Annotated in this window: 28 protein-coding genes, 1 other RNA gene and 1 pseudogene; 3 read left to right on the forward strand and 27 right to left on the reverse strand. The window is 39.7% G+C overall.

The window, feature by feature from the left end; translation table 11 throughout:
- Nucleotides 1–42 precede the first annotated feature (42 nt).
- From citF to DOK79_RS15035, 8 genes are read right to left on the reverse strand one after another with little or no spacing between them, the layout of a single operon-like run.
- Complete coding sequence (gene citF / locus DOK79_RS15000; RefSeq protein ID WP_206859103.1) at nucleotides 43–1,575, reverse strand: citrate lyase subunit alpha; 1,533 nt, start codon at nucleotides 1,573–1,575, stop codon at nucleotides 43–45.
- A 2-nt stretch (nucleotides 1,576–1,577) separates the two neighbouring features.
- Nucleotides 1,578–2,465, reverse strand: coding sequence for a citrate (pro-3S)-lyase subunit beta (gene citE, locus DOK79_RS15005; protein WP_206859105.1), 888 nt, complete (start codon nucleotides 2,463–2,465; stop codon nucleotides 1,578–1,580).
- Entirely contained in the window at nucleotides 2,453–2,761 is a 309-nt protein-coding gene (gene citD, locus DOK79_RS15010) for a citrate lyase acyl carrier protein (RefSeq protein WP_206859112.1), read from the reverse strand. The genes citE and citD overlap by 13 nt, the downstream gene beginning before the upstream one ends.
- 6 nt (nucleotides 2,762–2,767) lie before the next feature.
- Nucleotides 2,768–3,766 carry a [citrate (pro-3S)-lyase] ligase gene (gene citC, locus DOK79_RS15015; RefSeq protein WP_206859116.1) on the reverse strand — a complete coding sequence of 333 codons (999 nt, stop codon included), beginning with the start codon at nucleotides 3,764–3,766 and terminating at the stop codon, nucleotides 2,768–2,770.
- A gap of 15 nt (nucleotides 3,767–3,781) precedes the next feature.
- Nucleotides 3,782–3,907 (reverse strand): OadG-related small transporter subunit, encoded by a 126-nt coding sequence (locus DOK79_RS15020; protein WP_277989388.1) that lies wholly within the window; start codon nucleotides 3,905–3,907, stop codon nucleotides 3,782–3,784.
- Between the two features lie 15 nt (nucleotides 3,908–3,922).
- Entirely contained in the window at nucleotides 3,923–5,038 is a 1,116-nt protein-coding gene (locus DOK79_RS15025; protein WP_206859119.1) for a sodium ion-translocating decarboxylase subunit beta, read from the reverse strand.
- Nucleotides 5,039–5,097: 59 nt separating this feature from the next.
- Nucleotides 5,098–5,493, reverse strand: coding sequence for an acetyl-CoA carboxylase biotin carboxyl carrier protein subunit (locus tag DOK79_RS15030; RefSeq protein WP_206859121.1), 396 nt, complete (start codon nucleotides 5,491–5,493; stop codon nucleotides 5,098–5,100).
- A 20-nt stretch (nucleotides 5,494–5,513) separates the two neighbouring features.
- A complete protein-coding gene (locus tag DOK79_RS15035) occupies nucleotides 5,514–5,837 on the reverse strand; it encodes a hypothetical protein (RefSeq protein WP_206859123.1) in 324 nt (107 codons plus the stop codon).
- Between the two features lie 396 nt (nucleotides 5,838–6,233).
- Between DOK79_RS15035 and DOK79_RS15040 the strand changes: the two genes are divergently transcribed.
- The 3 genes from DOK79_RS15040 to citG all read left to right on the forward strand — a co-directional run bounded on the left by DOK79_RS15040 (nucleotide 6,234) and on the right by citG (nucleotide 9,395).
- Nucleotides 6,234–7,580: a CitMHS family transporter gene (locus DOK79_RS15040; RefSeq protein WP_206859125.1), complete on the forward strand. Its 1,347-nt coding sequence runs from the start codon at nucleotides 6,234–6,236 to the stop codon at nucleotides 7,578–7,580.
- Between the two features lie 230 nt (nucleotides 7,581–7,810).
- On the forward strand, nucleotides 7,811–8,506 hold the full coding sequence (locus DOK79_RS15045) for a GntR family transcriptional regulator (RefSeq protein ID WP_206859127.1): 696 nt from the start codon (nucleotides 7,811–7,813) through the stop codon (nucleotides 8,504–8,506).
- Entirely contained in the window at nucleotides 8,499–9,395 is an 897-nt protein-coding gene (citG, locus tag DOK79_RS15050) for a triphosphoribosyl-dephospho-CoA synthase CitG (protein WP_206859129.1), read from the forward strand. The genes DOK79_RS15045 and citG overlap by 8 nt, the downstream gene beginning before the upstream one ends.
- On the opposite strand, the pseudogene DOK79_RS15055 reads toward citG, so the two are convergent.
- The 19 genes and pseudogenes from DOK79_RS15055 to DOK79_RS15145 form a co-directional block, all read right to left on the reverse strand.
- Nucleotides 9,350–10,079: pseudogene (locus tag DOK79_RS15055) on the reverse strand (response regulator transcription factor). The gene citG and the pseudogene DOK79_RS15055 overlap by 46 nt on opposite strands.
- 882 nt (nucleotides 10,080–10,961) lie before the next feature.
- Nucleotides 10,962–11,329, reverse strand: a transfer-messenger RNA (tmRNA) gene (gene ssrA, locus DOK79_RS15060).
- A gap of 203 nt (nucleotides 11,330–11,532) precedes the next feature.
- On the reverse strand, nucleotides 11,533–11,820 hold the full coding sequence (locus tag DOK79_RS15065; RefSeq protein ID WP_206859133.1) for a putative quinol monooxygenase: 288 nt from the start codon (nucleotides 11,818–11,820) through the stop codon (nucleotides 11,533–11,535).
- A gap of 20 nt (nucleotides 11,821–11,840) precedes the next feature.
- The gene (locus DOK79_RS15070) at nucleotides 11,841–12,479 is read right to left on the reverse strand and encodes a nitroreductase family protein (RefSeq protein ID WP_206859135.1); all 639 of its coding nucleotides are present in this window, start codon (nucleotides 12,477–12,479) and stop codon (nucleotides 11,841–11,843) included.
- A gap of 31 nt (nucleotides 12,480–12,510) precedes the next feature.
- Complete coding sequence (locus tag DOK79_RS15075; protein WP_206859137.1) at nucleotides 12,511–12,915, reverse strand: MarR family winged helix-turn-helix transcriptional regulator; 405 nt, start codon at nucleotides 12,913–12,915, stop codon at nucleotides 12,511–12,513.
- 362 nt (nucleotides 12,916–13,277) lie between these two features.
- Entirely contained in the window at nucleotides 13,278–13,541 is a 264-nt protein-coding gene (locus tag DOK79_RS15080) for a hypothetical protein (RefSeq protein WP_206859139.1), read from the reverse strand.
- Between the two features lie 141 nt (nucleotides 13,542–13,682).
- Nucleotides 13,683–14,171 carry a GAF domain-containing protein gene (locus DOK79_RS15085; RefSeq protein ID WP_206859141.1) on the reverse strand — a complete coding sequence of 163 codons (489 nt, stop codon included), beginning with the start codon at nucleotides 14,169–14,171 and terminating at the stop codon, nucleotides 13,683–13,685.
- A gap of 85 nt (nucleotides 14,172–14,256) precedes the next feature.
- Nucleotides 14,257–14,964 carry an acetolactate decarboxylase gene (gene budA / locus DOK79_RS15090; protein WP_206859143.1) on the reverse strand — a complete coding sequence of 236 codons (708 nt, stop codon included), beginning with the start codon at nucleotides 14,962–14,964 and terminating at the stop codon, nucleotides 14,257–14,259.
- A gap of 12 nt (nucleotides 14,965–14,976) precedes the next feature.
- Nucleotides 14,977–16,641 carry an acetolactate synthase AlsS gene (gene alsS / locus DOK79_RS15095; protein ID WP_206859146.1) on the reverse strand — a complete coding sequence of 555 codons (1,665 nt, stop codon included), beginning with the start codon at nucleotides 16,639–16,641 and terminating at the stop codon, nucleotides 14,977–14,979.
- Between the two features lie 180 nt (nucleotides 16,642–16,821).
- Nucleotides 16,822–17,325, reverse strand: coding sequence for a GNAT family N-acetyltransferase (locus DOK79_RS15100; RefSeq protein ID WP_206859202.1), 504 nt, complete (start codon nucleotides 17,323–17,325; stop codon nucleotides 16,822–16,824).
- Between the two features lie 79 nt (nucleotides 17,326–17,404).
- A complete protein-coding gene (locus DOK79_RS15105; RefSeq protein WP_104870956.1) occupies nucleotides 17,405–17,518 on the reverse strand; it encodes a putative metal homeostasis protein in 114 nt (37 codons plus the stop codon).
- A 24-nt stretch (nucleotides 17,519–17,542) separates the two neighbouring features.
- A complete protein-coding gene (gene rpmG / locus DOK79_RS15110) occupies nucleotides 17,543–17,692 on the reverse strand; it encodes a 50S ribosomal protein L33 (RefSeq protein WP_206859148.1) in 150 nt (49 codons plus the stop codon).
- Nucleotides 17,693–17,958: 266 nt separating this feature from the next.
- Nucleotides 17,959–19,356 (reverse strand): aminopeptidase P family protein, encoded by a 1,398-nt coding sequence (locus tag DOK79_RS15115; RefSeq protein WP_206859149.1) that lies wholly within the window; start codon nucleotides 19,354–19,356, stop codon nucleotides 17,959–17,961.
- Nucleotides 19,353–20,120: a DeoR/GlpR family DNA-binding transcription regulator gene (locus DOK79_RS15120; RefSeq protein WP_206859150.1), complete on the reverse strand. Its 768-nt coding sequence runs from the start codon at nucleotides 20,118–20,120 to the stop codon at nucleotides 19,353–19,355. Before DOK79_RS15120 ends, DOK79_RS15115 begins: the two co-directional genes overlap by 4 nt.
- Before the next feature lie 115 nt (nucleotides 20,121–20,235).
- Entirely contained in the window at nucleotides 20,236–21,030 is a 795-nt protein-coding gene (phnX, locus tag DOK79_RS15125) for a phosphonoacetaldehyde hydrolase (RefSeq protein WP_206859151.1), read from the reverse strand.
- Nucleotides 21,023–22,132, reverse strand: a complete 1,110-nt coding sequence (gene phnW, locus DOK79_RS15130) for a 2-aminoethylphosphonate--pyruvate transaminase (protein ID WP_206859203.1) — start codon at nucleotides 22,130–22,132, stop codon at nucleotides 21,023–21,025. The genes phnX and phnW overlap by 8 nt, the downstream gene beginning before the upstream one ends.
- A 53-nt stretch (nucleotides 22,133–22,185) precedes the next feature.
- Nucleotides 22,186–23,181, reverse strand: a complete 996-nt coding sequence (locus DOK79_RS15135) for an extracellular solute-binding protein (protein WP_206859154.1) — start codon at nucleotides 23,179–23,181, stop codon at nucleotides 22,186–22,188.
- Nucleotides 23,108–24,793, reverse strand: coding sequence for an ABC transporter permease subunit (locus DOK79_RS15140; protein WP_206859156.1), 1,686 nt, complete (start codon nucleotides 24,791–24,793; stop codon nucleotides 23,108–23,110). The genes DOK79_RS15135 and DOK79_RS15140 overlap by 74 nt, the downstream gene beginning before the upstream one ends.
- On the reverse strand, nucleotides 24,790–25,572 hold the full coding sequence (locus DOK79_RS15145; protein ID WP_206859158.1) for an ABC transporter ATP-binding protein: 783 nt from the start codon (nucleotides 25,570–25,572) through the stop codon (nucleotides 24,790–24,792). Before DOK79_RS15145 ends, DOK79_RS15140 begins: the two co-directional genes overlap by 4 nt.
- Nucleotides 25,573–25,741 lie beyond the last annotated feature (169 nt).

The following is a 25,741-nucleotide window of genomic DNA, read 5'->3' on the forward strand; positions in this document are numbered from 1 at the left end:
AGAATTTCTTCATGCGTTACTGTTGGGCCGTCAAATAACATGCTAAACATTTCTGACCACGTCGATCAAGGTACCATCACGATACTCAACTAAAGCAACGACTTTTTCGCCATACTGGATCGGTGATGGTTCTCCAACGATGTCGTATGCTTTTTGTTTCAGTTCGTCAATCGTATACTTAGGAATATCTACTTCCTTGAAATAGTCAATCAGATCTTGGCGTTTAGGATTGATTGCGATCCCTACTTCTGTGACGAGTACATCGATGCTCGTTCCGGGAGTCACAACTGTATTGACATGATCCACGACAGTCGGTATTCGTCCACGAATCAGCGGGGTGATCACCAGACTCATTTTGCAGCCTTTGCTTGTATCTGGATGACCACCCACCGCACCGCGAATCACACCATCTGAGCCGGTCATCACATTGACGTTGTAATCTGTATCGATCTCCAAGGCAGACAAGATTGCTGTATCTAGCTGATTCACCATTGCGCCTTTACTTGCCGGTGAAGCATACATACTCGCATCGATTTCATAGTGCTTGCTATTTTCTCCTAAAGAAATGGCGGATAAATGATCGAAATCTTGGACATCAATGATTTTTTCAACTAGCCCTTCCTCCAATAATTCTGCCATTGCATTTGTAATTCCACCTAATACAAAACTAGCGGTCATTTGATCTTTGAGCATTGCTTCTCGCAAAAAGCGAGTCACTGCCAGTGCAGCGCCACCTGTGCCAGTTTGGAAAGAGAAGCCTTGCTGATAATACGGCGAGTGAGTGATGACTTTTGCAGCATATTCCGCGATCAACAGTTCTTTCGGATTTTTGGTAAAGCGGGTCGCCCCTTTCGCAATCCCTTCAGGGTCACCTATTGCTTCAACTTTCACGACATAATCGACATCCGTCTGCGCAATACTGATAGGCGTATTGGGAAAATCCACCAAAGTATCTGTGAGGATGACGACTTGATCTGCATATTTTGCATCGATCATGGCATAGCCTAATGAGCCACAAGTGGCTTTTCCAGCAGTTCCATTCGCATTTCCGTATTCATCAGAACTTGGAGCGCCTAAAAAAGCGACATCGATAGGCAGATCACCTGTTGCAATAGCTCGCGCTCTTCCGCCATGTGAACGAATGACTACTGGTTTTTCCATCACACCTTCTGAAATGGCAGCCCCTACTTTGTCCCGTAAGCCACTTGTGGTAATACCAGTTACTACCCCATTTTTGATATGCTCGATCAAGGGTTCATGGACATTGGCTATTGAGCTTGGTGCAATCGTAAGGTCTTTGATCCCCATCTGTGCGATTTCTTCCATAACCATATTTAACACAAAGTCCCCTTCACGGAAATGATGATGAAAAGAAATCGTCATGCCATCTTTCAAACCAGTTTTTTCAATGGCTTCCTTGAGACTCCCAACGATTTTTTTCTCATTTGGCAATACAGGTTTGATTTTCCGACTGGCTTCTTTGTATGTTTCAACATGCGTTAACTCACCTTCGTATAGAAGATGATTTTCCGCTACTGTTTGTGGAATCTCTTTGCCAACTTTATTTACAACCATCCTTAGATTTGCTCCTCTCTGATCAATTTTGCTGCTTTTGCGAGAGCAATCACTCTTTCCGCTCGCTCAACGATCGGTTTATCGACCATCTTGCCATTGACAGAAATCACACCTGAGCCTTTTGCTTCCGCTTCTTGAATGCCCCAGATCACTTCTTTGGCCGCTTGGATTTCTTTTTCTGTTGGTTCATACATCGCATGGACGAAAGGAATCTGACGCGGATTGATCACTGACTTCCCATCAAAGCCCAATTGTTTGATCAGACTCACTTCTTTTTGAAACCCTTCAACATTTTCTACATCGGAATAGACTGTATCGATCGCCGCAATACCAGCAGCTCTCGCTGAATGAAGAATCATATTACGAGCAAAAAATAGTTCTTGTCCATCGGGATATCGTTGCGTTTTCATATTGGTGACATAATCTTCTGCCCCTAATGCGATCCCCACTAAACGACTAGAGGCATGAGCGATCTCTCTAGCATTCAACACACCTTCTGCGGACTCGATCGCGGCCATCATTTTTGTCGTCCCAACTGGCATTTGATTCGCTTCTTCGACCGCAGTAATGACTTGATCAACATCGACGATATCTTGCGCTGTTTCTGTTTTCGGGAGTCGAATCACATTGATTCCAGCCAAAATCATTGCTTCAATGTCTTGATCGCCTCCAGCAGACAATGGATTGATTCGAACGACTGTTTCTACTTTGTTGTAATCAAATGTTTTTAATGCAAAATAAACGAGCAAACGTGCCGAATCCTTTTCTTTCAAAGATACAGCATCTTCTAAATCAAACATGATGGAATCTGCACCATACAATGGGGCATCTCTAAGCATGGCTGCATTTGCACCCGGGACAAACATCATCGTTCTCCTTAAACGTTCCATGAACCGATCTCCTTCCAATCATAACGCTCTTGTTTTGCTGCGCGATAAACGGCTGCCACGGTTCTGGCACGAATCGTGCAATCAAGTGCGCCTTTATCGGTAGCCGTCACCTTCACTCTTTCGATACCTAAATCTTGCAACGTATCCATAATGACTTTTCTGATTTGTTGGCCAAATTGTTTTTCGACACTGCTTGTCAAAGAAAGTTCAATCCCTTTATCTTCCTTTGGATCGATCGTGATCATGATATCGCTTGATTCAATCGTGCCAGCAACTGCACTTTGGTATATTTCCATGTTTAATCACCTCTGTTGTATATGGTTCTTGATATAGTTATAAGTTGAAGCGGGCAAATATACTTGTAATGTCTCATCATCCGCTTCTTTTAAAGCGCGTCGGATTTTTGTTGCGCTGATTGCTTCATTTTTTATGCGTTTTCTCGGGATAATGATCAGGGAAAGTGATTCTCCAAACACCTTCTTTAAGGTTTCGTTATAGATTTCTGTCACCTTAGAATAAGGTTCTTCACCGACAAGTCGGCTTTCGATTGCTAATATTGGTGCAATTTTTTCTTTAAAAAGCTGTGCGTCTAGCGTAGCTTGCGCGATTGTTGCTTTTTCTGTGGCATGGTCTTTTAAAAAATATGCAGGAAATGTGGCGGAAGAAATCAGATAATCTTCTGTTGGTAAGATCGTCACATTAGTTAAATGTGCCACCCCTTGCTTGACCATCTCCAAGCGGTCGTCAAAGGAAAATTCTGAGCGATCTTCTGATAAGACGAAAAGATAGACTTGATCTGCTTTTTTTGATGCACATTCAACCAAGTATTGGTGACCTTTTGTAAAAGGATTCGCATTCATCACAATCCCACATCCTGTTCCTTCCTTCTTTTTTTTCTTCAACATGCCAAGATAGTCATGAAAATCCGGTGTCCCATATTCCATAAACAAAATGGTTGCTGTGGCAATGATTTCTTTCAATCCCAGCGCTCGAAAAAATGTTTGATTACCTGGGCTAGTGTAGACAAAGAAATGTCTCCGATTTTCTTCAGACAAATGATCGATCAATTCCTGAACGATTTTTGTTAATAGATTTTCTGATTGATATGTTTTCTCCACAACCAAATATTTCAAGATATTTCTTTCATACGAACCGGTTGCGATCAGTTGTTCTTCTTTATAGATCCCGACTGTATAGTCAACTTTTTCATCGATGGCAAGATCCGCTTGTGTAACTAGTGCGAGCCATTGCTGATATGCATGCTGATCTTTTTCCAACCATAATCGTTTTATTTTATACATGATCAAACCCTTCTTTTATTTTCGTACTGGAAACAACCGGCTCAAGAGCATCGAAGCGAAATAGATGATCAAGATAACAACGAAAACCCCACCCCATCCTAAAACTAGTAGTTCAAGCGATTTGATTAATTCTGCAGACATTGTCTTTCTCCTTTCTTAGACCAACAAGGCGAGCAATAAGCCACCGGCAATCACTGAAGCAATCTGACCAGACACATTGGCCCCAGCGGCGTGCATCAAGATGAAGTTCTGTGGATCTTCTTCTGTCGCCATTTTCTGTATGACCCGACTAGACATTGGAAATGCTGAGATTCCTGCTGCTCCGATCATTTGATTGATTTTCTCTTTTCGGAATAAATTCAATAGTTTCGCAAACAACACGCCACCGATCGAATCCATAATAAAAGCAACTAGCCCTAACCCAATGACCATCAAGGTATCAATCTGTAAAAATTCTTCATACTGCATTTTGACCGAAATGGATATCCCCAATAAAATACTGATAAGATTCACCAACTCGTTTTGGGCAGTGATCGACAGACGTTCCAATACTCCACACTCCCGTAACAAATTACCAAACATCAAAAAACCGACTAATGGCAAAGAAACAGGTGCAATCAAACCGGCGACGACCGAGATCACTAAGGGAAACAGGATTTTTGCTGTTTGCGATACTTCTCCTGCCCGATAAGTCATGCGGATCTGCCGTTCTTTTCTTGTTGTTACAGCTTTGATCGCTACCGGCTGGATGATCGGTACTAACGCCATATACGAATAGGCAGCCACCATGATGGCCCCCATATATTTGGAGTTCAACGTATTCGCGACAAAAATGGATGTTGGCCCATCTGCTGCTCCGATGATCCCGATGGAAGCCGCATCATTCATATCAAATCCTAATAGGATGGCTACAATGATCGTAAAGAAAATCCCAAACTGGGCAGCCGCTCCAAAGAGTAATAAAAACGGATTTTGTAACAATGGGCCAAAATCGATCATCGCACCGATCCCGATGAATAATAAAAGTGGAAACAGCTCCGTTGTGATTCCCATATCAAACAATATTTGGAATGCTCCTGCCTCGCCACCAGCACTTAGAACCCCTGAATTGGGAAAATTGACTAAAATCGTACCTAACCCCATTGGAACAAGCAACGTCGGTTCATATTCTTTTTTGATCCCAAGATACATGAGGACGCCGCCAATCAACATCATCACGATCCGACCCGGCTCTTGCCCCATTCCAATAACTCCTTCAATAAGTGTTTCCACACATGTCACTTCCTTTACCTAATCTAGAGTGAGCCACTCTGCTTTTAAACGATACTTTCTTAACTGATCGTGATAAGTGGATCACCAGGATTCACCATCTCACCTTGCCCAATATGGATACCAGTCACTTTGCCGGCTTTACCAGCAACGATCTCATTTTCCATTTTCATTGCTTCTAAGATCATCAACGGTTGATTGACTTCTACCACCTCACCGATTGAAACTAGTACGCGAGAAATCGTTCCCGGCATCGGGGAAGCCATCGCATCCGCTCCGGCTGCAACTGAGGATTTCACTTCCGGTTCTTTAGGTGATTCCTTCGTCGGCACTACGGTTTCAACTGGAGTGGCACGTTCAACCATAGGAACTGGACGTGTTTGTGTGCCTTCTCCGATTTCTTCCATTTCCACTAAATATTCTTTTCCATCAATTGAGATTTTGAACTTCCGCAACATTTTTTCTCCTCCAAAATAATTTATTTTTTGGTTATTTTTCGTATCACGAATTGACTATGAGGATGAGCTTCTGCTCCCACAGCCGCAGCAATTAGCGAAACCAAGACCATTTCTGGATTTCGTTGCTTAATTTTTTTTATGACAAAGCGACTTGCTGGATAATGTTCCGCTGCTAAACTTGCAGCTATCACGCTGACACGTTCAATATCTGCTGGCGAAACATCAATATATGCAGGAACCGCTATCATTTCATCTGTTTCTTCTTTGTTCCTCTCTTCCACCATCGAAGAGGAAGTCTTTATTGCTTGTTGCTGCTTGTTGAAACGTTTTTTAAACAGCCCCATACTTCTTGCTCCTTTCTTCTTTCTATCCTTATTTTCATTATAGGAGGATTGAACCAATTTTGTTTTCCAAAATGAAATAAGATTGTTTTTTTGTTGTTTCTTTTTCTAAAAACAGGAATAAAAAGCACGAGAATCATTGATACAAAAGCTTTTTCATTGAATTAATGTTCTGTTAAGGTACGGTTAAGCATACGCTAAGATTAACTAGACCAAATTGTTTTTTTCATGTTCTTTTTCATCCCTAAACCTATCATCCTTTTAAAATATTGCTTATCCTAGAGTCGTCAAGACGACGTCGATGATAGAAAACACCATTCTTTCTATCCTTTGAAGGGTTTTCTATCCACTTGATTTTGATAACGCTTACAAATGATGCAATCAGAAAAGGAGAAGAATATGCTACTAACCGTTTTATCTTATGCGATGATCATTATTTTTATGTATGTCATCATGAAAAAGAAAATGTCTCCATTTACCTCTCTAGTGGTTATTCCACTTTTGTTTACTTTAGTTGCAATGATTTCCGGTGCTTCAAAGAAAGGAAATATTGGCGATTTTGTATTAGAAGGAATCAAAACAACTTCAAATACAGGAATCATGCTATTATTTGCCATTTTATATTTTTCGATCATGTTAGATGCCGGACTATTTGATCCAATCACAAAGAAAATGATCTATTTTGCTAAAGGCGATCCAATGAAAGTCTTGATGGCAACCGCGATTGTCGCTGCCACCGTCTCCTTGAATGGTGATGGAACAACGACCACGTTGATTTGTTGCTCTGCCTTTATTCCTATCTACAAAAAGTTGAACATGAAAATGATGAACCTAGGGGTATTGATCATTCTGCAAAATACGATCATGAATCTATTGCCTTGGGGCGGACCAACCGCTCGAGCAATGGCTGTCTTAGAAGTTGATGCGGATATTTTGTCTTACTTAGCGCCTGGAATGATCTTATCTCTACTTTATGTCATCTTTTTTGTTGCCCGCCGAATGGGGAAACAAGAACGGACTCGTTTAGGTATCACTCAATTATCCAATGAAGAAATCGAAGAGATCACTAAGATCACCGATCCTGAAACAGCAAAAATACGCCGTCCTAAGAATTTTATTTTCAATGGAATACTTACGATCGCACTGATTGCTTGGCTAGTGGCTAGCTCGTTTATCTCTTCGATCGCCTTGCCTCCACTTCTCCTATTTTTAGTAGGGACTTGTATTGCTTTGATGGTAAATTACCCCATTCTTAAAGATCAATCAGCACGGATCGGTGCAAATGGTGGTGATGCCGTCCAAGTTGTAATTTTAGTTTTTGCAGCCGGTGTGTTCATGGGCTTGTTCCAAGGATCTGGAATGGCAGAAGCATTAGCAAACAGTTTTACGTATCTCATTCCAAAACAATTAGCCGGCTTCTGGGGATTGGTTATCGCTTTGATTTCAGCACCAGGTACCTTCTTTATTTCAAATGATGGCTTTTACTTTGGGGTATTGCCAGTCTTAGCAGAAGCTGGTCATACTTATGGATTCACGAATATGCAAATGGCCCTTGCCTCTTTGATGGGTCAAGCCTTCCACTTGCTAAGTCCATTAGTTGCTTTTATCTACCTTCTACTACGTTTGACTGGATTGGATATGGGAAAATGGCAAAGAGAAGCCGGAAAATATGCCTTAGGTATTTTTATTATTTTTATCATCACAATTATCCTTTTAGGACATATGCCGTTTTATATCCCACAATAAAAAAAATCCGTTCTGAGAAAGACTCCGTAACAACTGAAAATAAGCGATTCGATCTTTTCACTGATACGGAGTTTTTCATAGGCGGTATTACACCATACACTTTATTCCGATTGATCAAACAAAAGTCACTCACTTTTTTCATTCGTTTTTATAAGGCGAACGACAAAACAAGATAAACTTATTAATTAATTGGATGATTTAATAGCAAAAGTAGAAATGGGGAGAAAAAAATGAATGAGGTTGTTGAAGCATTACGCAAAAATTTGGATCTAACTCAAAATAAGACATTGAACGTGCTTATTTATGAAGCTTTTCGTAAAACGATCATTCTAGGGGATATCCCTGCAAATACACGGATCAACGAAAAAGTTTTAGCAGAAGAACTAAATATCAGCCGGACACCCATTCGCTTAGCCATGAAACAATTAGTCAATGAAAAGTTGGTTCAACATGTGCCTAAAATCGGCATCGTTGTGAAAGGTATCCGCATAAAAGACGCTTACGAAATCTATGACATCCGCAAATCTTTAGATACACTTGCCACGATCAAGGCCATGAACCAAATGACAAAAGAAGACTTCTCCGAGTTGAAAGAGCTGTTGTTACAAGGAGAACGTTATAATCAAGCGGACCAAACAGAAAAAGTCCTACAGAATTTCTCGGACTTCAATACTTTCATTTATGAAAAAAGCCAGATGCTCCGTTTAAAATCTATCGTACTAGAGTTACAAGCTTACTTAGTTTATTTTCGTGATATCGCCATTCGTTCATCCAGACGTAGAGATAAAGCCCTTGAAGAACACTGGCTCATCTATCGTGGCATGCAAACGAAAAATGTAGAGCAAATCACTTTGATCACACACGAACATCTTGATCGTTCTTTGCAATTTATTTTAGCTGAAATGGAGCGTAGAAAAATTGACTGATCACGAATTGGTACCTTCAATTGCACTTGCTGCAAAACACGCTTTACAATACGAAGTCACATTAAGTCCAAAACCAGGCTTAGTCGATCCATTTTCAAAAGGTGCGCATAACGATATGGATTTTCAGACGTTTCAAACGAGTATTCAAGCGTTATCTCCCTTTTTCTCAAAATATCTTGAAGTTGGGCTTCAGCATAAAGGGAGCAAGAAAAGGTTATTTGAACGTCTACGAACGATCGGCTATCAAGCAGAAAAAATGATGCTTGTTGCAACGAATGGCGTGAATACACATAAAGGTGCGAATTTCTCTTTTGCAGTTATATTGGGCGCTATCGGCTGGCAATTGCAACAACAGTTTATTCAAAAGCTCCCGTTAAACGCTGAACAGACCCAAAAAATTTTACACGTAACTGGTGAATTGACTCATCATTTGATCCAAGAAGATTTTCAAGATCTAACCCGAAAAAAACAAAAAACGCATGGCGAAAAACTTTTTTTAACGTACGGTCTTTCTGGTATTCGAGGCGAAGCATCACAGAGCTACCCTAGCCTTACTTCACTTCTCCTTCCATACCTGCGTTCAACAAAATATGACACATCAGATGAACTATTTTTACGTGCATTAGTATTGTTGATGAGTGAGATCGAAGATGGAAACTTAGTTCATCGCGGAGGTATTCAGGCGTGGCAACAAGTAAAACAAGAAACAAAAAAAATCCATCAAGCAGACCTTTCGACGAAACAACTACTTGATGAATTAACTAATTATGATCAACGACTGATCGAACGCAACCTCAGTCCTGGCGGCTCAGCAGATTTACTTTCATTAGGTATGTTTTTCGCTCAATTAGAAGGACTACTCTCTCTGCCAGAAGGCAAAAAAATGTAACCAAGCCCACGAACTGTTTTGAGGTACTGGACATTTTTCGGATCATCCTCGATTTTACTACGCAAGTGATTGATAAAAACCATAAGGGTATTCGCATCCATCTCGCTGTCATGCCAAACACTTTGATAAATTTGTTCTTTAGAAAAAACCTGTTCTGGATTTTCCATAAAAAATTGCATCAATTTGATTTTTTTTGAAGACAATTCAATACAAGTATCCTTTTTATATAGCCGATAAAGAGCCTTATCGAAACAAAAATCGCCGACGATGATCTTATTTTTTTTTACATAAGGTCATTTCCTCTTTGATCACCTGATGTCGGTCAAGAATCGCAATCACTTGTGCCTTTAAAAGTGTCGGATTGAATGGCTTAGTTATGTAATAATCCGCTCCCATCTCTAATCCGGTGATAATTTCGATTTCATTTTTATGTTCAGTAAAAAAGACGATTGGCGAGAGCAGATCCTTTTCACGAATCAATTGAACAATATGATAGCCGTCCGTCTGATGGGCTAATCGAATATCTAAAAGATAGAGATCAAAAGTCACTCTAGACATGATATCTAACGTTTTTTCAACAGAATCACTTTGATAGATCAATACGCCTGTTGGTTGCAAAGCCTTCCAAATCATTCTTCTAAACGTTAGATCCTCATCGATTGCTAAAATCTTTTCACTTCTCATTTTCTTTCCTCCTATCGGGTACATCTTTAGAACTATAAAAATCTCACACTCTTGTCATTACTATTTGATCGAAAAACCAATTGATCACAACATCACAAATCATCTTTCAGTTCTATTATACGCAAAGAAACTTCGAATTTCCGACCGTAAAAAAGAAAATACAATAAAAAAACATTTTTTATCTTGTGGATAGACGAGTCCTTTATAATAAATTACTTTATGGTTTTAGAATCATACCAACTATAAACATCTATCATTAAGCAAAGTACATTTTGACCCTGTTAAAACTTTAAAAGGAAAAACATACTAAAAATAGTGATCAGAATATTTTACCCACTATTTTTAGTATGTTTAATTTTATGTACACTAATTCATTCTAATATAGAATTAAACGCGACTAATGAAGCGAACCTAATCAAGAGTTTTAAAAGCAAAGAATATTACATTAAAAACATTCTGAATCACTCCTAAAAAAAGCTTATTACAGAAAAATAGCCCCACTCCATAAATCTATGAAATGTGACTATCTTCCTAGGCATAGCGCCCTTCACTAAATAATGTATATCATAGCAAATAGTGTAAATCAATAGATAAATAAATTTTTCATACTATTTTTTTTGAGAATTTTTTCTATATATATGGCATAGTCAATGCTAACTACTTAAAATAAAATTCCCGAAACTCGTTATTATTCTAGGCTGGAGAACATATGAGAAATACAAGTACGCTTAGGTCATTCAAATATCCAAACGACTATTCATATCCCTACTCATGTTTTTCTGAAAAGCGTAGTCAAAACCGGAGTCAAAACAAAAAAAATGTAGCAAGAACACTATAAAATCGTTGGTACAACAGTGTTTTTGCTACTTAAATGGTTTCTCCGAATGGAGACGGCGGGAGTCGAACCCGCGTCCAAACACATCGCCACTTAAAAATCTACGTTCATAGTCAACTCATTTAGAAGTTCGCTTTACAGCTTGCCGAGTGACAGGCAGTCTGTATCGCTAGTCTGATGTTCTCTTTTTCAACTTACAGACGGAAAGTTGAAACGTATCCCACTAAAGTTAGGACCCTTACTCGAGCACATGGGCGATGCCGAGAGGATCTACGCTAACTGTTTTTAGGCAGCTAAAGCGTAAGAGTTGTTTTCGTTTTTAGCAGTTATATTTAACTGTAACGTTTTAGCGTAGACGTAACCTACGAAACGCAATTCAAGCTCGAACTGTGCCTGTCGAATCCGTAACGTCCCCTTAATAAAAATGGGTTACGGTATTTTCAAGATACTTATATAGTATACCATATATTTCATTTTTTTCAATATGGATGTTTGCTCTTCAAGTAGTCCATTCACTTCTTGAGGCAAACAAGAAAAGCCTAAGGTTTGAATAGACAATGGACTTTTCATGCTCCCTCTTAAAGTGAACGTTCTTTCTACCTTAAACAATCACTTGTTTTAGGCAATTGTTTTTGCAACATTCAATACTGTTTCTTTTTCTGCATATTCTGGCATATTTTTGAACAACTGTTGCAATAATGGGCTTTGGTTATGTCCTTCGATTGCTTGTTCATCACGCCAGTTTTCCACCATCGTAAATACATTGACTTGCTCGGTTGACTCATACAATTCATAACTCAAGCAGCCGTCTTCTTTTCGAGTGGCTTCGATCAATTGTGTGACTTCTTCTAAAAATTCAGCGCGTTTTGCTTCTGTAATGGTAAATTTCGCATTGATGATGATCATTTGTCAGTCTCCTTTTCTTTCTATTTGAAAGAAGTGATTTTTTCTGAAGCTAAACGAACAGATTCATATCCTTGATCGACTGCTTTACCGACTGATAAGATCATCACAGGTACATAACGTTCTTTGTCTAAATCAAAAGCTTCGGCCAATTGATCTGCTTCAAAACCGCCGATTGGATTCGTGTCATACCCATGGCTGCGTGCAGTTAGCATAAATTGCATCGCCGCTAAGCTAGAATCGATTTTCACTACGTCATTCATTTGTTCGCGTGTGAAGTTTTTGTAGTAAGGAATGATTGCTGCTAGTTGTTCGTCACGAACTTCTGCGGGCATTTTGCCTTCTTCTACTGCTTGATCATAAATCTCTTCTCCGTACTCGTAGCAGTTCATATCACCAAAAATCAAGACCATGGCAGATGAAGTGTCGTTTTGTTTTGTATTAAAGCGGATCAATGGTTTCAATTTTGCTTTTGCTTCGTCACTTTCAACTACTACAAAACGCCAAGGTTGTAAATTGACAGAAGATGGAGCTGTTGTTGCTTCTTGGATCATTTCCAACATTTCTTCGTGAGGGATCTTCACATTTTCATCGTAAACACGAATCGACTTTCTGCCAAAGACGATATCTGAAAAATCATTGTTTGCTAAAGTTTTATTCATTACTTAACCGCTTCTTTCTTCAATTTGATTTTTAGTATAATTTATCCAGTAATTTAGTCAGTTGATCGATTTCTTCATCTGATAGGGAAACACACAAGGAGTCATCTGATTCTTGATGATTTCTTTCACACGCTGTCAATTCATTTACTGCTTTATCTGATAAGGAAACAAATACTTCGCGATTATTGTTTTCGTTTCTTTTTCTAATCACATATCCTTTTTGCTCTAAAATTTTAAGGTGACGTGAAATAGCTGCCAAATCGATTTTTAAATCGCTCTGTAACTTGTTTTGCAAACATTCTCCGTTTTCTTGTAAGAACATCAAGATCTCGTATCTCGTTAAACTAAAACCAGTTTCCTTCTCAAATAATGCGGTTCCTTCTTGACTGATGATCTTTATCTGATAAAGCAATTGACTTAACTTTCTCAGCTCCATATTATTGCCTCCTACTATCATTGACTAATCAATTATTGACTTGTCAATAATATAAATCATTTCCTTACTTTTGTAAAGTAAAAAGAAAAATAAGTATCTGTGATAACATTTGACGTGCTCCTCAAAATCAAATAAACGTTGGAAGCAGAATCGATCTAAAAAATAAAACGGAAGCCACGAAAATTTAAATAACAATTTTCGTGGCTTCCGTCTTTTAATTGTTCAACTATTCGTAGTCGATTTCTTATATATGTAGTAAAACTCAATTGATTATGTAAAATATGCGAATTAGTGGAAGTCTGACATTCAAATGTTGCTTATGATGATCAGACTTCCTAATGGTCAGTAGATGTAGTCATACTTTAAGAGACCATCGCTTGTGTATAAAGCTTTGTTGGCGCTTGGAAAACTTGCTCAAAAGCGTTCAGCTCATAAATATCTGTATATTTTGCTACTACTTTGCCACCTTTTTCTAAAATATCCAAATGATCGATACGATCATATTCTTCTACACTCATAATCACACAGTTTTCTAATTTTCCGATTACTTCTCCTACTACTTTGTTTTTGATACCAATTGGATTACATACATATTTTTGTCCTAAAACGATTGTTTCACTTGTCATGATTCATTCTCCTATTTCTTTATTAACATTTTATAAAATGATAATAACATTAAAATTAGATTATGAAAACAAAAATATTCACTAAAACACAAAAAAGTTGAAAAAAAGTGCATTTACACCTTTTTTCAACTTTTTTTCGCTTTATTTCATAACATTTACAGGAAAATCACCTAACAATAACTCAACATATTGTTCCAAAAATTCTTGGTCCAACGCATCATACCCTTCGATCACTCCGCAATCGATATCCAATACACCGATCAATTGATTCTCTTTGATCATAGGAACAACGATTTCTGATTGAGCTGCTGAATCGCAGGAGATATAATTTTCGTGGGTTTTTACATTGTCAACGATCAATGTTTTTTGCTTTTCTGCTGACTCTCCGCAAACCCCTTTGCCCATTTTGATACGTGTACAGGAGACTTTTCCTTGGAAAGGACCTAAAATCAATTCTTGTCCATCGTATAAATAATAGCCTGCAAAGACTGTTTGAGGTAATGTTTCATTCAATAGCGCAGAAGAGTTAGCTAGATTGGCTAACCAGTTATCTTCCGCTTCTAAAAGACCTTTTTGTTGAAGCAGCAAAATTTCATAAGCATCTCGTTTTTCTTTTTCTGTCCATAACATCCAACATCACTCCTTCTATTCCCAAAATTATAGCGTAATTCAAGGAGCAATGCTATGATTTATTTCTCGTTCGTACCAATTCGGATCATTCTGCTTGCTCGATTTCAGCCGCTAGATCCGCATAGTCGATTTCCGTTTGGATAAACGTTGGATCGTTCGTTGGAAAATGTTGGATCAACGCATCCATTTGACTGATTTCAACTGTTCCTTCCGAAATCTCAAAATCAAGGATGTGTCCTCCAAATGTTTTTTCCTCGTCAATAAAATGTAGATGGAAACCGGCTGCTGCTACCCCTTGAAATAGTTCAGGCGTGTAAAAACCGACGATCGTTCCTTGCACATCCGATTGCTGGAATTCAGGTTGCGATTCTGAGATCTTCGCTAAGCGTCGATACGGTTTTTCTTGTTTTGGCATGATCCGGATATGCATGTTTTTAAATAAACCACTGATCTTGACCGCAAAAAAGAGATTTTTTCCGCCTTCTTCTTTGAGGATCTCTTCTTTCAATGTTTGGCTCGCTAAGTGTTGGACTGAAAATGAACGGTCAGCTGAAAATGGGGTGATTGCCGCATAAGGAGTAGACTCTTCTCCAGACAAATGGATCAATGCGCCATCAGACCTTCCTTGATAAGCTTTACCATCTAAAAAGATGACCTCCCCATCCAAGCCGTGTAATGTTCCCAATCCTAGTGTGCCATGTTTTAAGATTTCTGCTATCGACGTAGTGCCATCCATCAACCCCGCCATCAGCGCACCTAGTGTGCCATGTTGGTATAATATTTTCTCTGTCATACGAGCATCCCCTTAATAAAATTGGTCTGGTAAGATTGTTTCGCCTAGTTTTTCATTGTCTCGATAATCGATTGGGATATCGATGATGACTGGTCCTTCTGTTGCAAAGCCTTCTTCTAAAGCGGCTGCCAATTCTTCGGCGTTTCTAACTCGTAACCCTTTAGCACCAAAAGCTTCTGCATATTGAACAAAATCAACGGGGCCAAAATCAACACCTGATGCACGTTTGTATTTCATGATTTCTTGAAATTCAACCATATTATAGCGACCATCATTCCAAATCAAATGAACGATATTCAATTTTTTACGTACAGCTGTTTCTAAATCTTGTGCAGAAAATAAGAATCCGCCGTCTCCTGAGACAGAAATGACTTGTGTATTTGGTCGAACCAACGCCGCAGAAATTGCCCAAGGAAGTGCGACACCTAACGTTTGCATCCCATTACTAAATAGTAAATGACGGGCTTCATAACTTCTAAAATGACGAGCCATCCAAATATAGTGGCTGCCCACATCAACTGTTACGGTCATGTCATCTGTTACTTTGGATTGTAGTGTATTGATCACTTCTAAGGGATGCAAGATACCATCTTCACTGCTTGTTTCACAGATATCTCTTGCTTTTAATTTCTCTTGCAAGGTATTCAAATACTCTTGTGCATCTTCAGAGACTTGTGTTTCTTCTAATGATTCAGATAGTAAATCTAATGTGGCAGAAATATCACCGATCAATTCTCGTTCAGGTTGCATGTAACTATCGATTTCAGCTGGCGTTTCGTCGATAACGATGATTCGGGCATCTTTTTCTGCATTCCAGTTTCTAGCTTCATATTCAATTGGATCATAGCCAATCGCAATCACTAAATCGCTACGTTTCAACAGCATATCTCCTGGTTGGTTGCGGAATAGTCCGACTCTGCCAAAAAAGTGTTCTTCGAGTTGCCGAGAGATCACGCCAGCCGCTTGGAAGGTTTCTACGACAGGTAATCCAGTTTTTTCAACAAGTTGGCGAATCGCTGCTGTTTCCTCTTTGCTTGAGCCACGCATCCCTACTAATAATACTGGTAACTTCGCTTCACGAATGCGTTCGACCAAGTAATCAATATTTTCAGCAGAAGCCGAACCTAGTTTAGGGTCTTGTAATGGCTTGATCACGTCGCTTTTGACTGGTGCATCCACCACATCCTGAGGGATACTGATAAAACTTGCCCCTTTTTTCGAGCTTTTTGCCATTCTGTAAGCATTAGCAATGATCTCTGAAATCGTTTCAGGATCTTGGATCTCGGCACTATATTTCGTGATTGGTTCAAATAATGCTGCATTGTTCATGCTTTGATGTGTTAGTTTTAATAAATCGCTGCGTTTAACTTGTCCCGCAATTGCCAATACAGGGTCACCTTCTGCTGTTGCCGTGACTAAGCCTGTCGCTAAGTTACTTGCTCCTGGCCCACTTGTTGCAATCACGACACCTGGTTCTCCAGTAATGCGACCGATTGCTTGCGCCATGAATGCGGCATTTTGCTCATGACGAGTCACGATCAGTTCTGGACCATGATCTTCTAATTCATTGAATACGCCGTCGATTTTTGCTCCTGGAATACCAAATACGTAATCAACTTGATGATTGATCAAACTTTCTACTACAGTTGAAGAACCTTGTTTTTCTTTATTGTCCACAATACATCTTCCTTTTCAAAGCTATTTACATGATTATTACATAATAAATAGAAATTATATTAATACAGTTTTACGAACCTGTTTCATTTATTAGTTTAGCACTAATAGTTGCTTTTGTGTAGTGAGAAGTTCAAAAAAAGACATACATTTTTGTCACTTAGACAAAATGTACGTCTTTTTTTATTGATTCAGATAAGTTTTTCCTAAAATGACTAAGCCGATTTCGTGATCACCCATATCGGCAATTTGCGGTAAGTGTCCCCAAAGCTCATAGCCATTTTTAAGAAATAGTTTTTTGCTTGCTTGATTTACATCAAACACAAGGGCAACGAGCGTACGGATCTTAAGACGTTCCAATTGCGTTTCAACAAAAGCGAGCGCGTCTTGTCCTAAATGTTGACCACGCGTGACTGGATCGAGGTAAATACTGATCTCAGCTGTCCGATGATAAGCGGGTCGACCATAAAATTCACTGAGACCGATCCAACCAACGATATGATCGTCATGAGTCATCACCCATAATGGTCGTGAATCGGCGTGATGTGCTTCAAACCAGGGGATTCTCGATTCAACGGTGATTGGCTCTAGGTCTCCCGTCGATTGTTTAGATGCAATCGATTGATTATAGATTTCAACAATGCGCGGCAGATCATCGATCGTTGCATGTGAGTACTTGATATCGATTGGTTCCGCCCCCTTTATTTTTTTGAACAGTATAGCATATTTTTTATGATTGTTATAGAACAAAAAAGAGGGCTTTTATTTATTTATTTTTCATCCTTTTAGATTGTTGGATGATTTTAAGTGCGCGTTTTCGCGTTTTGATATTCGGGCTTTTCAATCGGCGGTATGCACTTGAAAGATCTTGTTTCTCCATTTTTACCCCACCTCTTCAATTGACTTATTTTATTTCTGTGAATAGCATTTTTTTCCTTAATTTAGGGGAATATTTTTTCAAAGCTAAACGTTCTGGCGTATTTCTTTTATTCTTGCTAGTCAAATAAATCCGCTCACCGGTTTCCTTGCATTCTAATGTAATATTCTGGCGCATCTTTTTTCCTTCTTTCTTTTACTTGATTTGACGATTCAATCAACGTCCGATTTCAACTTTCGATTCGACCTACTGACACCACCTAAATAGTAATGATTACGATTTACAAAAATCAATATACGCTACTAGCATTCTTCTGTCAATAAAAAAACGAATGAAAATTCACTCAAATGAATACACAATCATTTTATACGACCTTAAATAACAAAATAAAAAGTCACCTCTCTCGATAGGATTGCTCCTTTTTCGAGAAAGGTGATGGCTGTCTATTTCGTTTTATTTATACAAAGCGCTTTTTCTTTTGCTAAAAAGAATGGTCGTAGATACCCGACTGTATTTGATAAAGGAAGCAGTTCTTCATTTAGTTGGATATGCAGCACTTCGGCTAAATACTGTTTACGTGTGATGATGCGCTCCCACATGTCCGGATACTGCTCAGCTAATTCATTTCGCAACCGTTCATCCGCAACGGCGATACATTCTTCCGCACTTACACCAGTATAACCAGCTACCGAAGGAATGATATCTAATTGAAAGATCATGCCACTTTGGACGATTTCGTTTGATCCCGAATAGATTGGCGAAGCTAGCCATTCTTCATCCGCTGTCAAATGCCCTGGGTTCAAATGCCAGTGATATTGTGCTTGTGGTAAAACGGCTTCAATCAACTCGTACAACTCAGACCCCCGCATCCCGATTTGGATTGCTTCCAACCAACTGACCATCGCTGCATAGTAAGGCTTTGCCACGCGATCGAGATAGTCAGATTGTTCTACTGGTAACTGACTTTCTTCTGCGATCACAAATCCCGTACGACTGGATAAACCACCTTTGAAACCTGTCGTCAATGACATGGGATCGCCTAGTTGGATCGGTTTTGCTGTCGGATAGAGATTCGCATGTTCAAAACGACGACCAGTCGCTGCGATGGTGATCACTGTGTTGGCTTGTCCTTGAGCATTCAATAACTGTCCGATTTCTGACTCTTTCACCTCAGGTTCGATTGCATCCAACGCACGCAACATACAGGAAGAGGCCAGATTTGCACCATATTCGTAGTGTGCCAGTTCATTGGCATTGTTCGTGACGCGTGACCCATTTTCACCAATCAGCACATGTGTTCCATTGACTAAAGAAGTTTCTTTAGGGAGTGCTTGTTTTAACGCCTCAACAATAAAATATGGCACATCGAAGATTTGGGAATTATCTTGTAATGTGGATGTAAAAAGCTTCCAACCGACTAAGCCGATTTTCTTATTATCTGCTACGTTCAAAGAAGTAAAGATAGCTGATAAGTCTTGTTCATTCGTCATTGGTTGATTTGGCAATGAGAACGCTGGATAGTGGATCAAATCGGCGGTGATCCGCGCATGCGCATTCATTTTCAAATTCTCATTTCCGAGAATCATCGTGCATTTCCCTGTTTGGTCCAACAGCAACAAGCCTTCTTCAAACCGAGGGATAAATCCAGTAAAATACTCAAAATTACTCCCATGCTCTTTGTCTGCGTAAATCACCAACAGGTCGATTGCTTCTACTCGCATTCGTTCAATCGTTTTGTTGACTCGTTCTATGATCGTTGCATCAGTTAAAAACACGGGAGCAACATCTGGAAAAATCGTTGGTTTTGGTAAAGTCGTTAATTGAATATTTTCTTTTTTCATTTATCATTCCTCGTTTCTATGAGTTGTACATGGTTCTCAGTCAATGCTTTGATTAACTCGTTCGAAGGCTTTTGATCTGTAATCAAATAATCGATCGATGACAGGTCACAAATTTTATAAAAACCGGTCTTATCAAGTTTCGTATGGTCAGCCAGCGCAATCACTGTGCGGCCTTGTTGGATCATCTGACGTTTCACACGCCCTTCTTCTTCCGTGTGGATGAACAACCCATCACTTGATAAAGCAAACACACCAAGTAAGGTATAATCTGTCTGGTAGTTTTTCAGCTGTTCAATAGTTTCTGTGCCATATAAAAACAACTGGGCTTTATGAAGGCTGCCCGGCAATAAAGAAATCGCTGTTTCCGAATAGTTCGCCAATAATAAAGCATGGGATAATGAATTAGTGACTGCTTGTAGCCTTTTATCCGGTAACTGTCTGATCACTGCTTCCACGGTAGTTGAGGAATCAAAGATGATCGATGATGGCTCTTTCATTAGTTGGAGCGCCTTCTCAGCCATTCGCTTTTTTACGTCACTGAGAATCGTTGCCCGCTGTTCATAATCAAAGATCGTTGCTTCTTTTTGGAGGGCTAGAGCACCACCATGCGTTCGTTTGATTTGGTGCTGTTTTTCTAACTGGATCAAGTCGCGCCGAATCGTATCTCTGGAGACAGCTAACTCATCCGCCAAATCTTCGATCGAGGCACTTTTTTCTTGGTCAATGATTTCTTTGATCCGTTGCAAACGCTCTGCTTTTAACATCTAATTCTCCCCCTTTGAACTTAAGATACGCTATATTGCACTTTTTTGCAACGTTTTGCATTATTTTTCGCAAAAAAAGAAAGACCAAAATAGTCTTCCTTTTCCCTATTTAGATTCAACTAGTAACGACTTGTTGGGCTTCAATTGTTTCAATCAGTGAAGATAGCTCAGAAAACTGATCAATCACATAGTCTGCGCCCGCTTCCAAATATTCTCGGCGCACTCGTTTGAATAGCGCTTCTTTTTCTGCTTCCGATAATTGCTGATAGGCGTCAAATGAATAACCCGCTTGCGAACTACCTTCAATCACGCCAACAGAAATCACTCCGGCATTTTTCCCTTCTAAAATATCGGAGATCGTATCTCCTAGTTTTAGTACTTCTTGGTTATTTTCCTGTTTGAAATAAGCCAAGTTTGTGAGTAACATTTCCGGCGCAGGACGACCTTTTCCGTCTACCTCATCAGGCGTGACGATGTGATCCGGTTGATACCCTTGTGCGTTTGCTTCTGCAATGACGATTCCCATCATTTCACTTGTATACCCTGTTGTACTGCCGATTTTGATCCCTCGGTTTCGCAAAACAGCAACAGTGTCCAAAACGCCCGGTTTCACTTCTGCATGGTTCGCTAATTGTTGGAACAGTACTTCTTCAAATGTGGCATAGATCGCCTCGATATCTGCTGTTGTAGGTGCCTGTCCATGAGTCTCTAACCAACTCTCAGCAATCCGTGGCATCTCTAGCATCCTCTTGATATGCTCGATTTTTTTCATTCCCATCGGTTCTCTGATTTCTTGCTCCGTCACAGTGATCTCTTGACGCTCAAACGCTTCTCTAAACGCAGCCACTGGCGCCATACATCCAAAATCAACCGCTGTTCCTGCCCAATCTAAAATGACGACTTTAATCATTCTTCAGTTCCTCCATATATTGCTGGATCAAACCAGCTACTTTTTCGATATCTTCCAAATAGATTTCACCAATATTCCCAATGCGGAAACAATCTGTATCACTGATTTTCCCAGGATAAATCGCGTAGCCATGCGTTTTTAAATAGTCATAAAATGCTTGAAATTCAAAATCACTCGTTTCTGGATATTTGAATGATGTGATGAAAGGACCTTGATTGTCACTGACATAGGCTTCAAAGCCGATTTCCGCCATTCGTTCACGTAAACGCTCATTATTCGTATGGTAACGTTGGTAACGAGCAACGATCCCACCTTCTTCTGCTAACTCTTCCAAGGCTTGCCAAAATGCTAATACCGTATGCGTTGGTGAAGTGAAACGCCACTTGCCGTCCACGTCCATTACCCGAAATTGGTCATAAAGATCCATGCTCAACGTACGTGCTTGACCAGCACTTTTTTTCAACAAATCTTTTTGACAGATCACAAAACCAAACCCAGGTACTCCTTGGATACATTTATTGGCACTTGAAACAAGGAAATCAATTCCTAACTCGCCAACAGGAATGGGGATGCCACCGAAACTTGACATTGCATCGACGATAAAACACAAGTCATGTTTTCTTGTCAGTTCCGCAATCTCAGGTAGAGGATTCAAAATACCAGAAGTCGTTTCACTATGGATCATCGCCAGTGCTGTGATATCGGGATGCACTGTTAAGAGCTCTTCGATTTTTTCCGCTTGTGGGGTTTCATTTTCAGCAACTTGATAAACCACATGATCAATGCCATGATATTCAGCCATCTGAACCATTCGCTGGCCATACGCCCCATTTGTACAGATCAATAAGCGATCAGCTGGTGTAACTACCGAACTCAAGACAGATTCCACCGCAAAACTGCCACTCCCTTGCATCAAGACAGCTGTGTACGATTCATTGGAAACTCCAGCAAGATCAAGCAACCGCTGACGGATTGCTTGCGTGATGACCTTAAAATCATCATCCCAGGTACAATGATCGACAAGCATTGCTTCTTTCACCGTACGGCTCGTAGTCAATGGCCCAGGCGTCAATAGTTTATAATTGATTTTATTATGATTCATTTCTTGCCCATAATGTTCGATTACCTTTGTTTTCCCACTCATTTTTCTTTCTCCTATTCAACTAGACTTGCGTGTTTTTTCAATAGATCTGGTGTTAATGCTTCTGGGAAGACTTTTTGATTCTTCGCAGTTTCAACACCTGTTAAATCATCTGTTTCATACAGTTTGCTTGGATAAAATTGCAATAGATCGGCGCGTCCTTCTTTAAGGATCACATTCAACATCTCTTCTGCTAAAGGATTCGTCTCTTCTCCTTTGTCGATCACCGCAAGTGATTCTGTCAACGCATACGTGCCTTCACTAGGTTCTACAAAATCGATCGGCAAGCCTTCTTTTTTATCCTTGATTGCTTGGTGGCGTAACCCAAAACCTAATGCCACTTCACCAACGCGAACTTTTTTCAACGGCCCTGAACCAGAAGCTTCGATATGATCGCCCGCATTGTCATAGATATCAGCTAAAATCGATTGTGCTTCAGTCTCACCATATTCATCGATCAATCCTTGGAACAATAACCAAGCAGTGGAAGAATGGTTGATATCAGAAATCGACAGTTGTCCTTCATAGATAGGATCAGCTAGATCGGCTAAACTCGTCGGTACAGGTAAATCTGCTTCTTCTAAGACTTGCGTGTTATAGAAAATGACACCTTCTTGTGTTGTCATCGGCGCTTGATAATTTGGTAGATCATCGATTGGTTGCATGTCTAGTGATAGTTCTTTGAAGACAGGATCATTTTCTTGAACACCGTCTAGATAAAACGTACTCATCGTGACTAAGTCCGCTTCGATATCTGTCCCTTCTGCCCAAAGTTTGCCGCTCAATTCAGAAGTACCAAAAGATTGCAACAAGTATTGATTCTCAAAACCATTCGCATCAAGGACTTCTTTGATGATTTGCACAGGTTCCTCATCTGCATTGGTGTAAATGATGACTTTGTCTTCACCATCCGCATTTTCGCTTGCATTTGACGTGCTACACGCCCCTAGAATTCCCAAAGCGCTGACGAATGACAGATAAATCAAACCTTTTCTTACTAATTTTTTCATTTGCTTCAACTCTCCTCATGATTGATTGCGCAAGGATTCTTGCGGTTAAATTAACGAGCAATAATAAAATGGAAAGGATAAAGATTTCAGTAAATCGCCCGAAATGTTGCAATTCTTTGATTTTTGTCGTAATGACCATCGTTCGCGCACTTGTCAGAAAAACGACTGCACTGATCGTTACCATCGAGTTGGTAAAATAGTAACAAGCCATTTCCACAATGGTTCGCTTTGAATTTGGCAGAATGATCCGAACCAACGTTTCGAACCAACTATCGCCCATCATCTTCGCCGTATTTTCCCAATTTGGATTCATCTTCAACAAGGCACTTTTTGCTAACTGGTAAGGTGTTGCAAAATAATGGATCATGTTTGCAATCACTAAAATACTGATTGTACTTTGCAGAGTCGTGCCACTAAAAACAAGTAAATAAGCGATCCCTAAGACCATTCCTGGAATCGAATTAGTGACTGAAGCTAAGCTGTCGATCATTTTGAGTATCATGCTCTGTTTCACAGAACGTGCGGTGAAAACTGCTGCTAGATAGGCAATGACCGTCCCCACTAAAGCTGTCCAAAATGCCACGATAAGACCCGTATTCAGCGTCCGACGCAAATCAGACGTTTGCATAAACGCTTCGATATGGCGGGTTGTAAACGTCAAATCAAACGGCCAACCTTCCACAAACGGAATGAGGAACATCACTAGAAATATACCTACAATGAATAATCCACCAATCGTCATACCTATGCTAAAGAGGCAGTCTCTGATACGGTTGCTCTTTATAGATGTGCTTGTACCAGGTGACGTATGGTCGTTTTTTTGGATCTTGCGTAAAAACAAAATACTGATGATCGAAGGAACCAACATGATCAACGCAATGACTGCCCCGCGATTAAAATCTGGGATCGACCCCATAAAATACTCATACAGTAAGGTAGTGATAAATGTTTCTCGACCGCCTACCGCTACAGGAATACCAAAATCAGTAAAACTCATGAAAAATGCTTGGACGAAGGCAACGCCAAATGTTTTGCTTAATGGCTGCAAGATCGTGATCCTCAGCCCTCTCAAAATACCATCACCCATCAATCTTGATACTGTCAAATAGCGTTTATCCAAATAGTTCATCGCATCGTTCATCAATAAGAAAGTCACTGGGATCGTATAGATCAATAACCCTAAGACCACACCTGATTTCCCATAGATCGAAAATAATTCATGACCGAACAGACGCGTCCATAAGCCTTGACGGCCAAAAGAATAGATCAAGACAAACCCGTAAGTGATCGTTGGCAACAACATTGGCAGGAAGAAGCATTTCTCGATGATCCACTTGAACCCCTTTGGCAAATTGGTAAAGTGCATGCCATAAGCAAACACAAAACCAAGAAGTGTTGCCAAAAGTGCCGTGATACCGCCAACGATCAGGCTGTTGCTTAGCGCATCCAACCAACCGTAATCTTTTGCGAGTTCTTGAATCAGTTCAAAAGAAAATCGTCCATCTACAGTTAATGCCTCTTTCATCACGTTTACTAAGGGATAGAACAACATCAGCGCAAAACTAAACAAGATAAGCGGAGGTAATAACTTTTCTACTTTCAACCTACTCATGAGAAATAAACCACTTTTTCTTGAAGGACTCCTGTTGCTTGCGTAAAGATCCGTTCAATATTTCTACGTTTGATTTTTAATTGATCAACGATAAATGCCTGTACAAAAGGCTCGACAGTATTCGTGACGATTTCTTTTGGCGTACTGTATTGTGCGATCCGACCATCTTTTAGCACCATGATCTTATCAGAAAGGGTCAACGCTTCCTCCGGGTCATGTGTCACGATGATCGTCGTTAAATTCAGTTTTTTGGCAATCGTTTGGATGCGCTCTTTGATCGACTCTTTGATGACACCATCCAAGGCACTCAAAGGCTCATCCAACAATAAGACTTGGGGTTTCATCACCAATGTGCGTCCTAATGCTACTCGTTGTTTTTGCCCGCCTGATAGTTGGTGGATTCGTTTATCTAAATGATCGTTCAAATCTAATAGATCGATCAATTCTTGTAATTCTTCTTTAGAAGTGAGATTTTTTTGTTTTCGCAAACCATAAACTAAGTTTTCATACGCACTTAAATTAGGAAATAAAGCATAGTCTTGAAAAACAATATTAAATGGTCGTTTCTCCATGGCGTGTTTCGTAATATCCTCGCCATCATAAAGTAGTTGACCATTCGTTGGTTGCTCCAATCCTAAGATGATATTCAGTAATGTCGTTTTTCCTGAACCTGAAGCACCGAGTATCGAAACGATCTCTCCTTTATCGATCGATACATTGATTTCTTTTAAAACCTCATGATGATTAAAAGTTTTACTAATACCATCTAGTTTTAACATGCTTTCACTCCTTCGTTCTTTCTATACTGCTAATTGTAGAAAACCATTTTTTACTTCCGATTAACTTTAAGTAAATTATTTGTAGGAATATATATTTTTTATGTAAATTTTCTAATGGTTTTCAGATAAGTATGTCTAGAAAAAAACAATGGCTTGGTATCCAATGCGT

Source organism: Enterococcus sp. DIV1094, from assembly GCF_017316305.2.
In the GTDB taxonomy this organism is placed as follows: Bacteria; Bacillota; Bacilli; order Lactobacillales; family Enterococcaceae; genus Enterococcus_B; species Enterococcus_B mangumiae.

Bases quoted from the DNA above. Each gene is read 5' to 3' on its own strand.
- citF (WP_206859103.1), bottom strand. From the start codon at position 1,575: ATGGTTGTAAATAAAGTTGGCAAAGAGATTCCACAAACAGTAGCGGAA.
- citE (WP_206859105.1), bottom strand. From the start codon at position 2,465: ATGGAACGTTTAAGGAGAACGATGATGTTTGTCCCGGGTGCAAATGCA.
- citD (WP_206859112.1), bottom strand. From the start codon at position 2,761: ATGGAAATATACCAAAGTGCAGTTGCTGGCACGATTGAATCAAGCGAT.
- citC (WP_206859116.1), bottom strand. From the start codon at position 3,766: ATGTATAAAATAAAACGATTATGGTTGGAAAAAGATCAGCATGCATAT.
- DOK79_RS15020 (WP_277989388.1), bottom strand. From the start codon at position 3,907: ATGTCTGCAGAATTAATCAAATCGCTTGAACTACTAGTTTTAGGATGG.
- DOK79_RS15030 (WP_206859121.1), bottom strand. From the start codon at position 5,493: ATGTTGCGGAAGTTCAAAATCTCAATTGATGGAAAAGAATATTTAGTG.
- DOK79_RS15035 (WP_206859123.1), bottom strand. From the start codon at position 5,837: ATGGGGCTGTTTAAAAAACGTTTCAACAAGCAGCAACAAGCAATAAAG.
- DOK79_RS15040 (WP_206859125.1), top strand. From the start codon at position 6,234: ATGCTACTAACCGTTTTATCTTATGCGATGATCATTATTTTTATGTAT.
- DOK79_RS15045 (WP_206859127.1), top strand. From the start codon at position 7,811: ATGAATGAGGTTGTTGAAGCATTACGCAAAAATTTGGATCTAACTCAA.
- DOK79_RS15065 (WP_206859133.1), bottom strand. From the start codon at position 11,820: ATGATCATCATCAATGCGAAATTTACCATTACAGAAGCAAAACGCGCT.
- DOK79_RS15070 (WP_206859135.1), bottom strand. From the start codon at position 12,479: ATGAATAAAACTTTAGCAAACAATGATTTTTCAGATATCGTCTTTGGC.
- DOK79_RS15075 (WP_206859137.1), bottom strand. From the start codon at position 12,915: ATGGAGCTGAGAAAGTTAAGTCAATTGCTTTATCAGATAAAGATCATC.
- DOK79_RS15080 (WP_206859139.1), bottom strand. From the start codon at position 13,541: ATGACAAGTGAAACAATCGTTTTAGGACAAAAATATGTATGTAATCCA.
- DOK79_RS15085 (WP_206859141.1), bottom strand. From the start codon at position 14,171: ATGTTATGGACAGAAAAAGAAAAACGAGATGCTTATGAAATTTTGCTG.
- budA (WP_206859143.1), bottom strand. From the start codon at position 14,964: ATGACAGAGAAAATATTATACCAACATGGCACACTAGGTGCGCTGATG.
- DOK79_RS15105 (WP_104870956.1), bottom strand. From the start codon at position 17,518: ATGGAGAAACAAGATCTTTCAAGTGCATACCGCCGATTGAAAAGCCCG.
- rpmG (WP_206859148.1), bottom strand. From the start codon at position 17,692: ATGCGCCAGAATATTACATTAGAATGCAAGGAAACCGGTGAGCGGATT.
- DOK79_RS15115 (WP_206859149.1), bottom strand. From the start codon at position 19,356: ATGAAAAAAGAAAATATTCAATTAACGACTTTACCAAAACCAACGATT.
- DOK79_RS15120 (WP_206859150.1), bottom strand. From the start codon at position 20,120: ATGTTAAAAGCAGAGCGTTTGCAACGGATCAAAGAAATCATTGACCAA.
- phnX (WP_206859151.1), bottom strand. From the start codon at position 21,030: ATGATTAAAGTCGTCATTTTAGATTGGGCAGGAACAGCGGTTGATTTT.
- phnW (WP_206859203.1), bottom strand. From the start codon at position 22,132: ATGAATCATAATAAAATCAATTATAAACTATTGACGCCTGGGCCATTG.
- DOK79_RS15135 (WP_206859154.1), bottom strand. From the start codon at position 23,181: ATGAAAAAATTAGTAAGAAAAGGTTTGATTTATCTGTCATTCGTCAGC.
- DOK79_RS15140 (WP_206859156.1), bottom strand. From the start codon at position 24,793: ATGAGTAGGTTGAAAGTAGAAAAGTTATTACCTCCGCTTATCTTGTTT.
- DOK79_RS15145 (WP_206859158.1), bottom strand. From the start codon at position 25,572: ATGTTAAAACTAGATGGTATTAGTAAAACTTTTAATCATCATGAGGTT.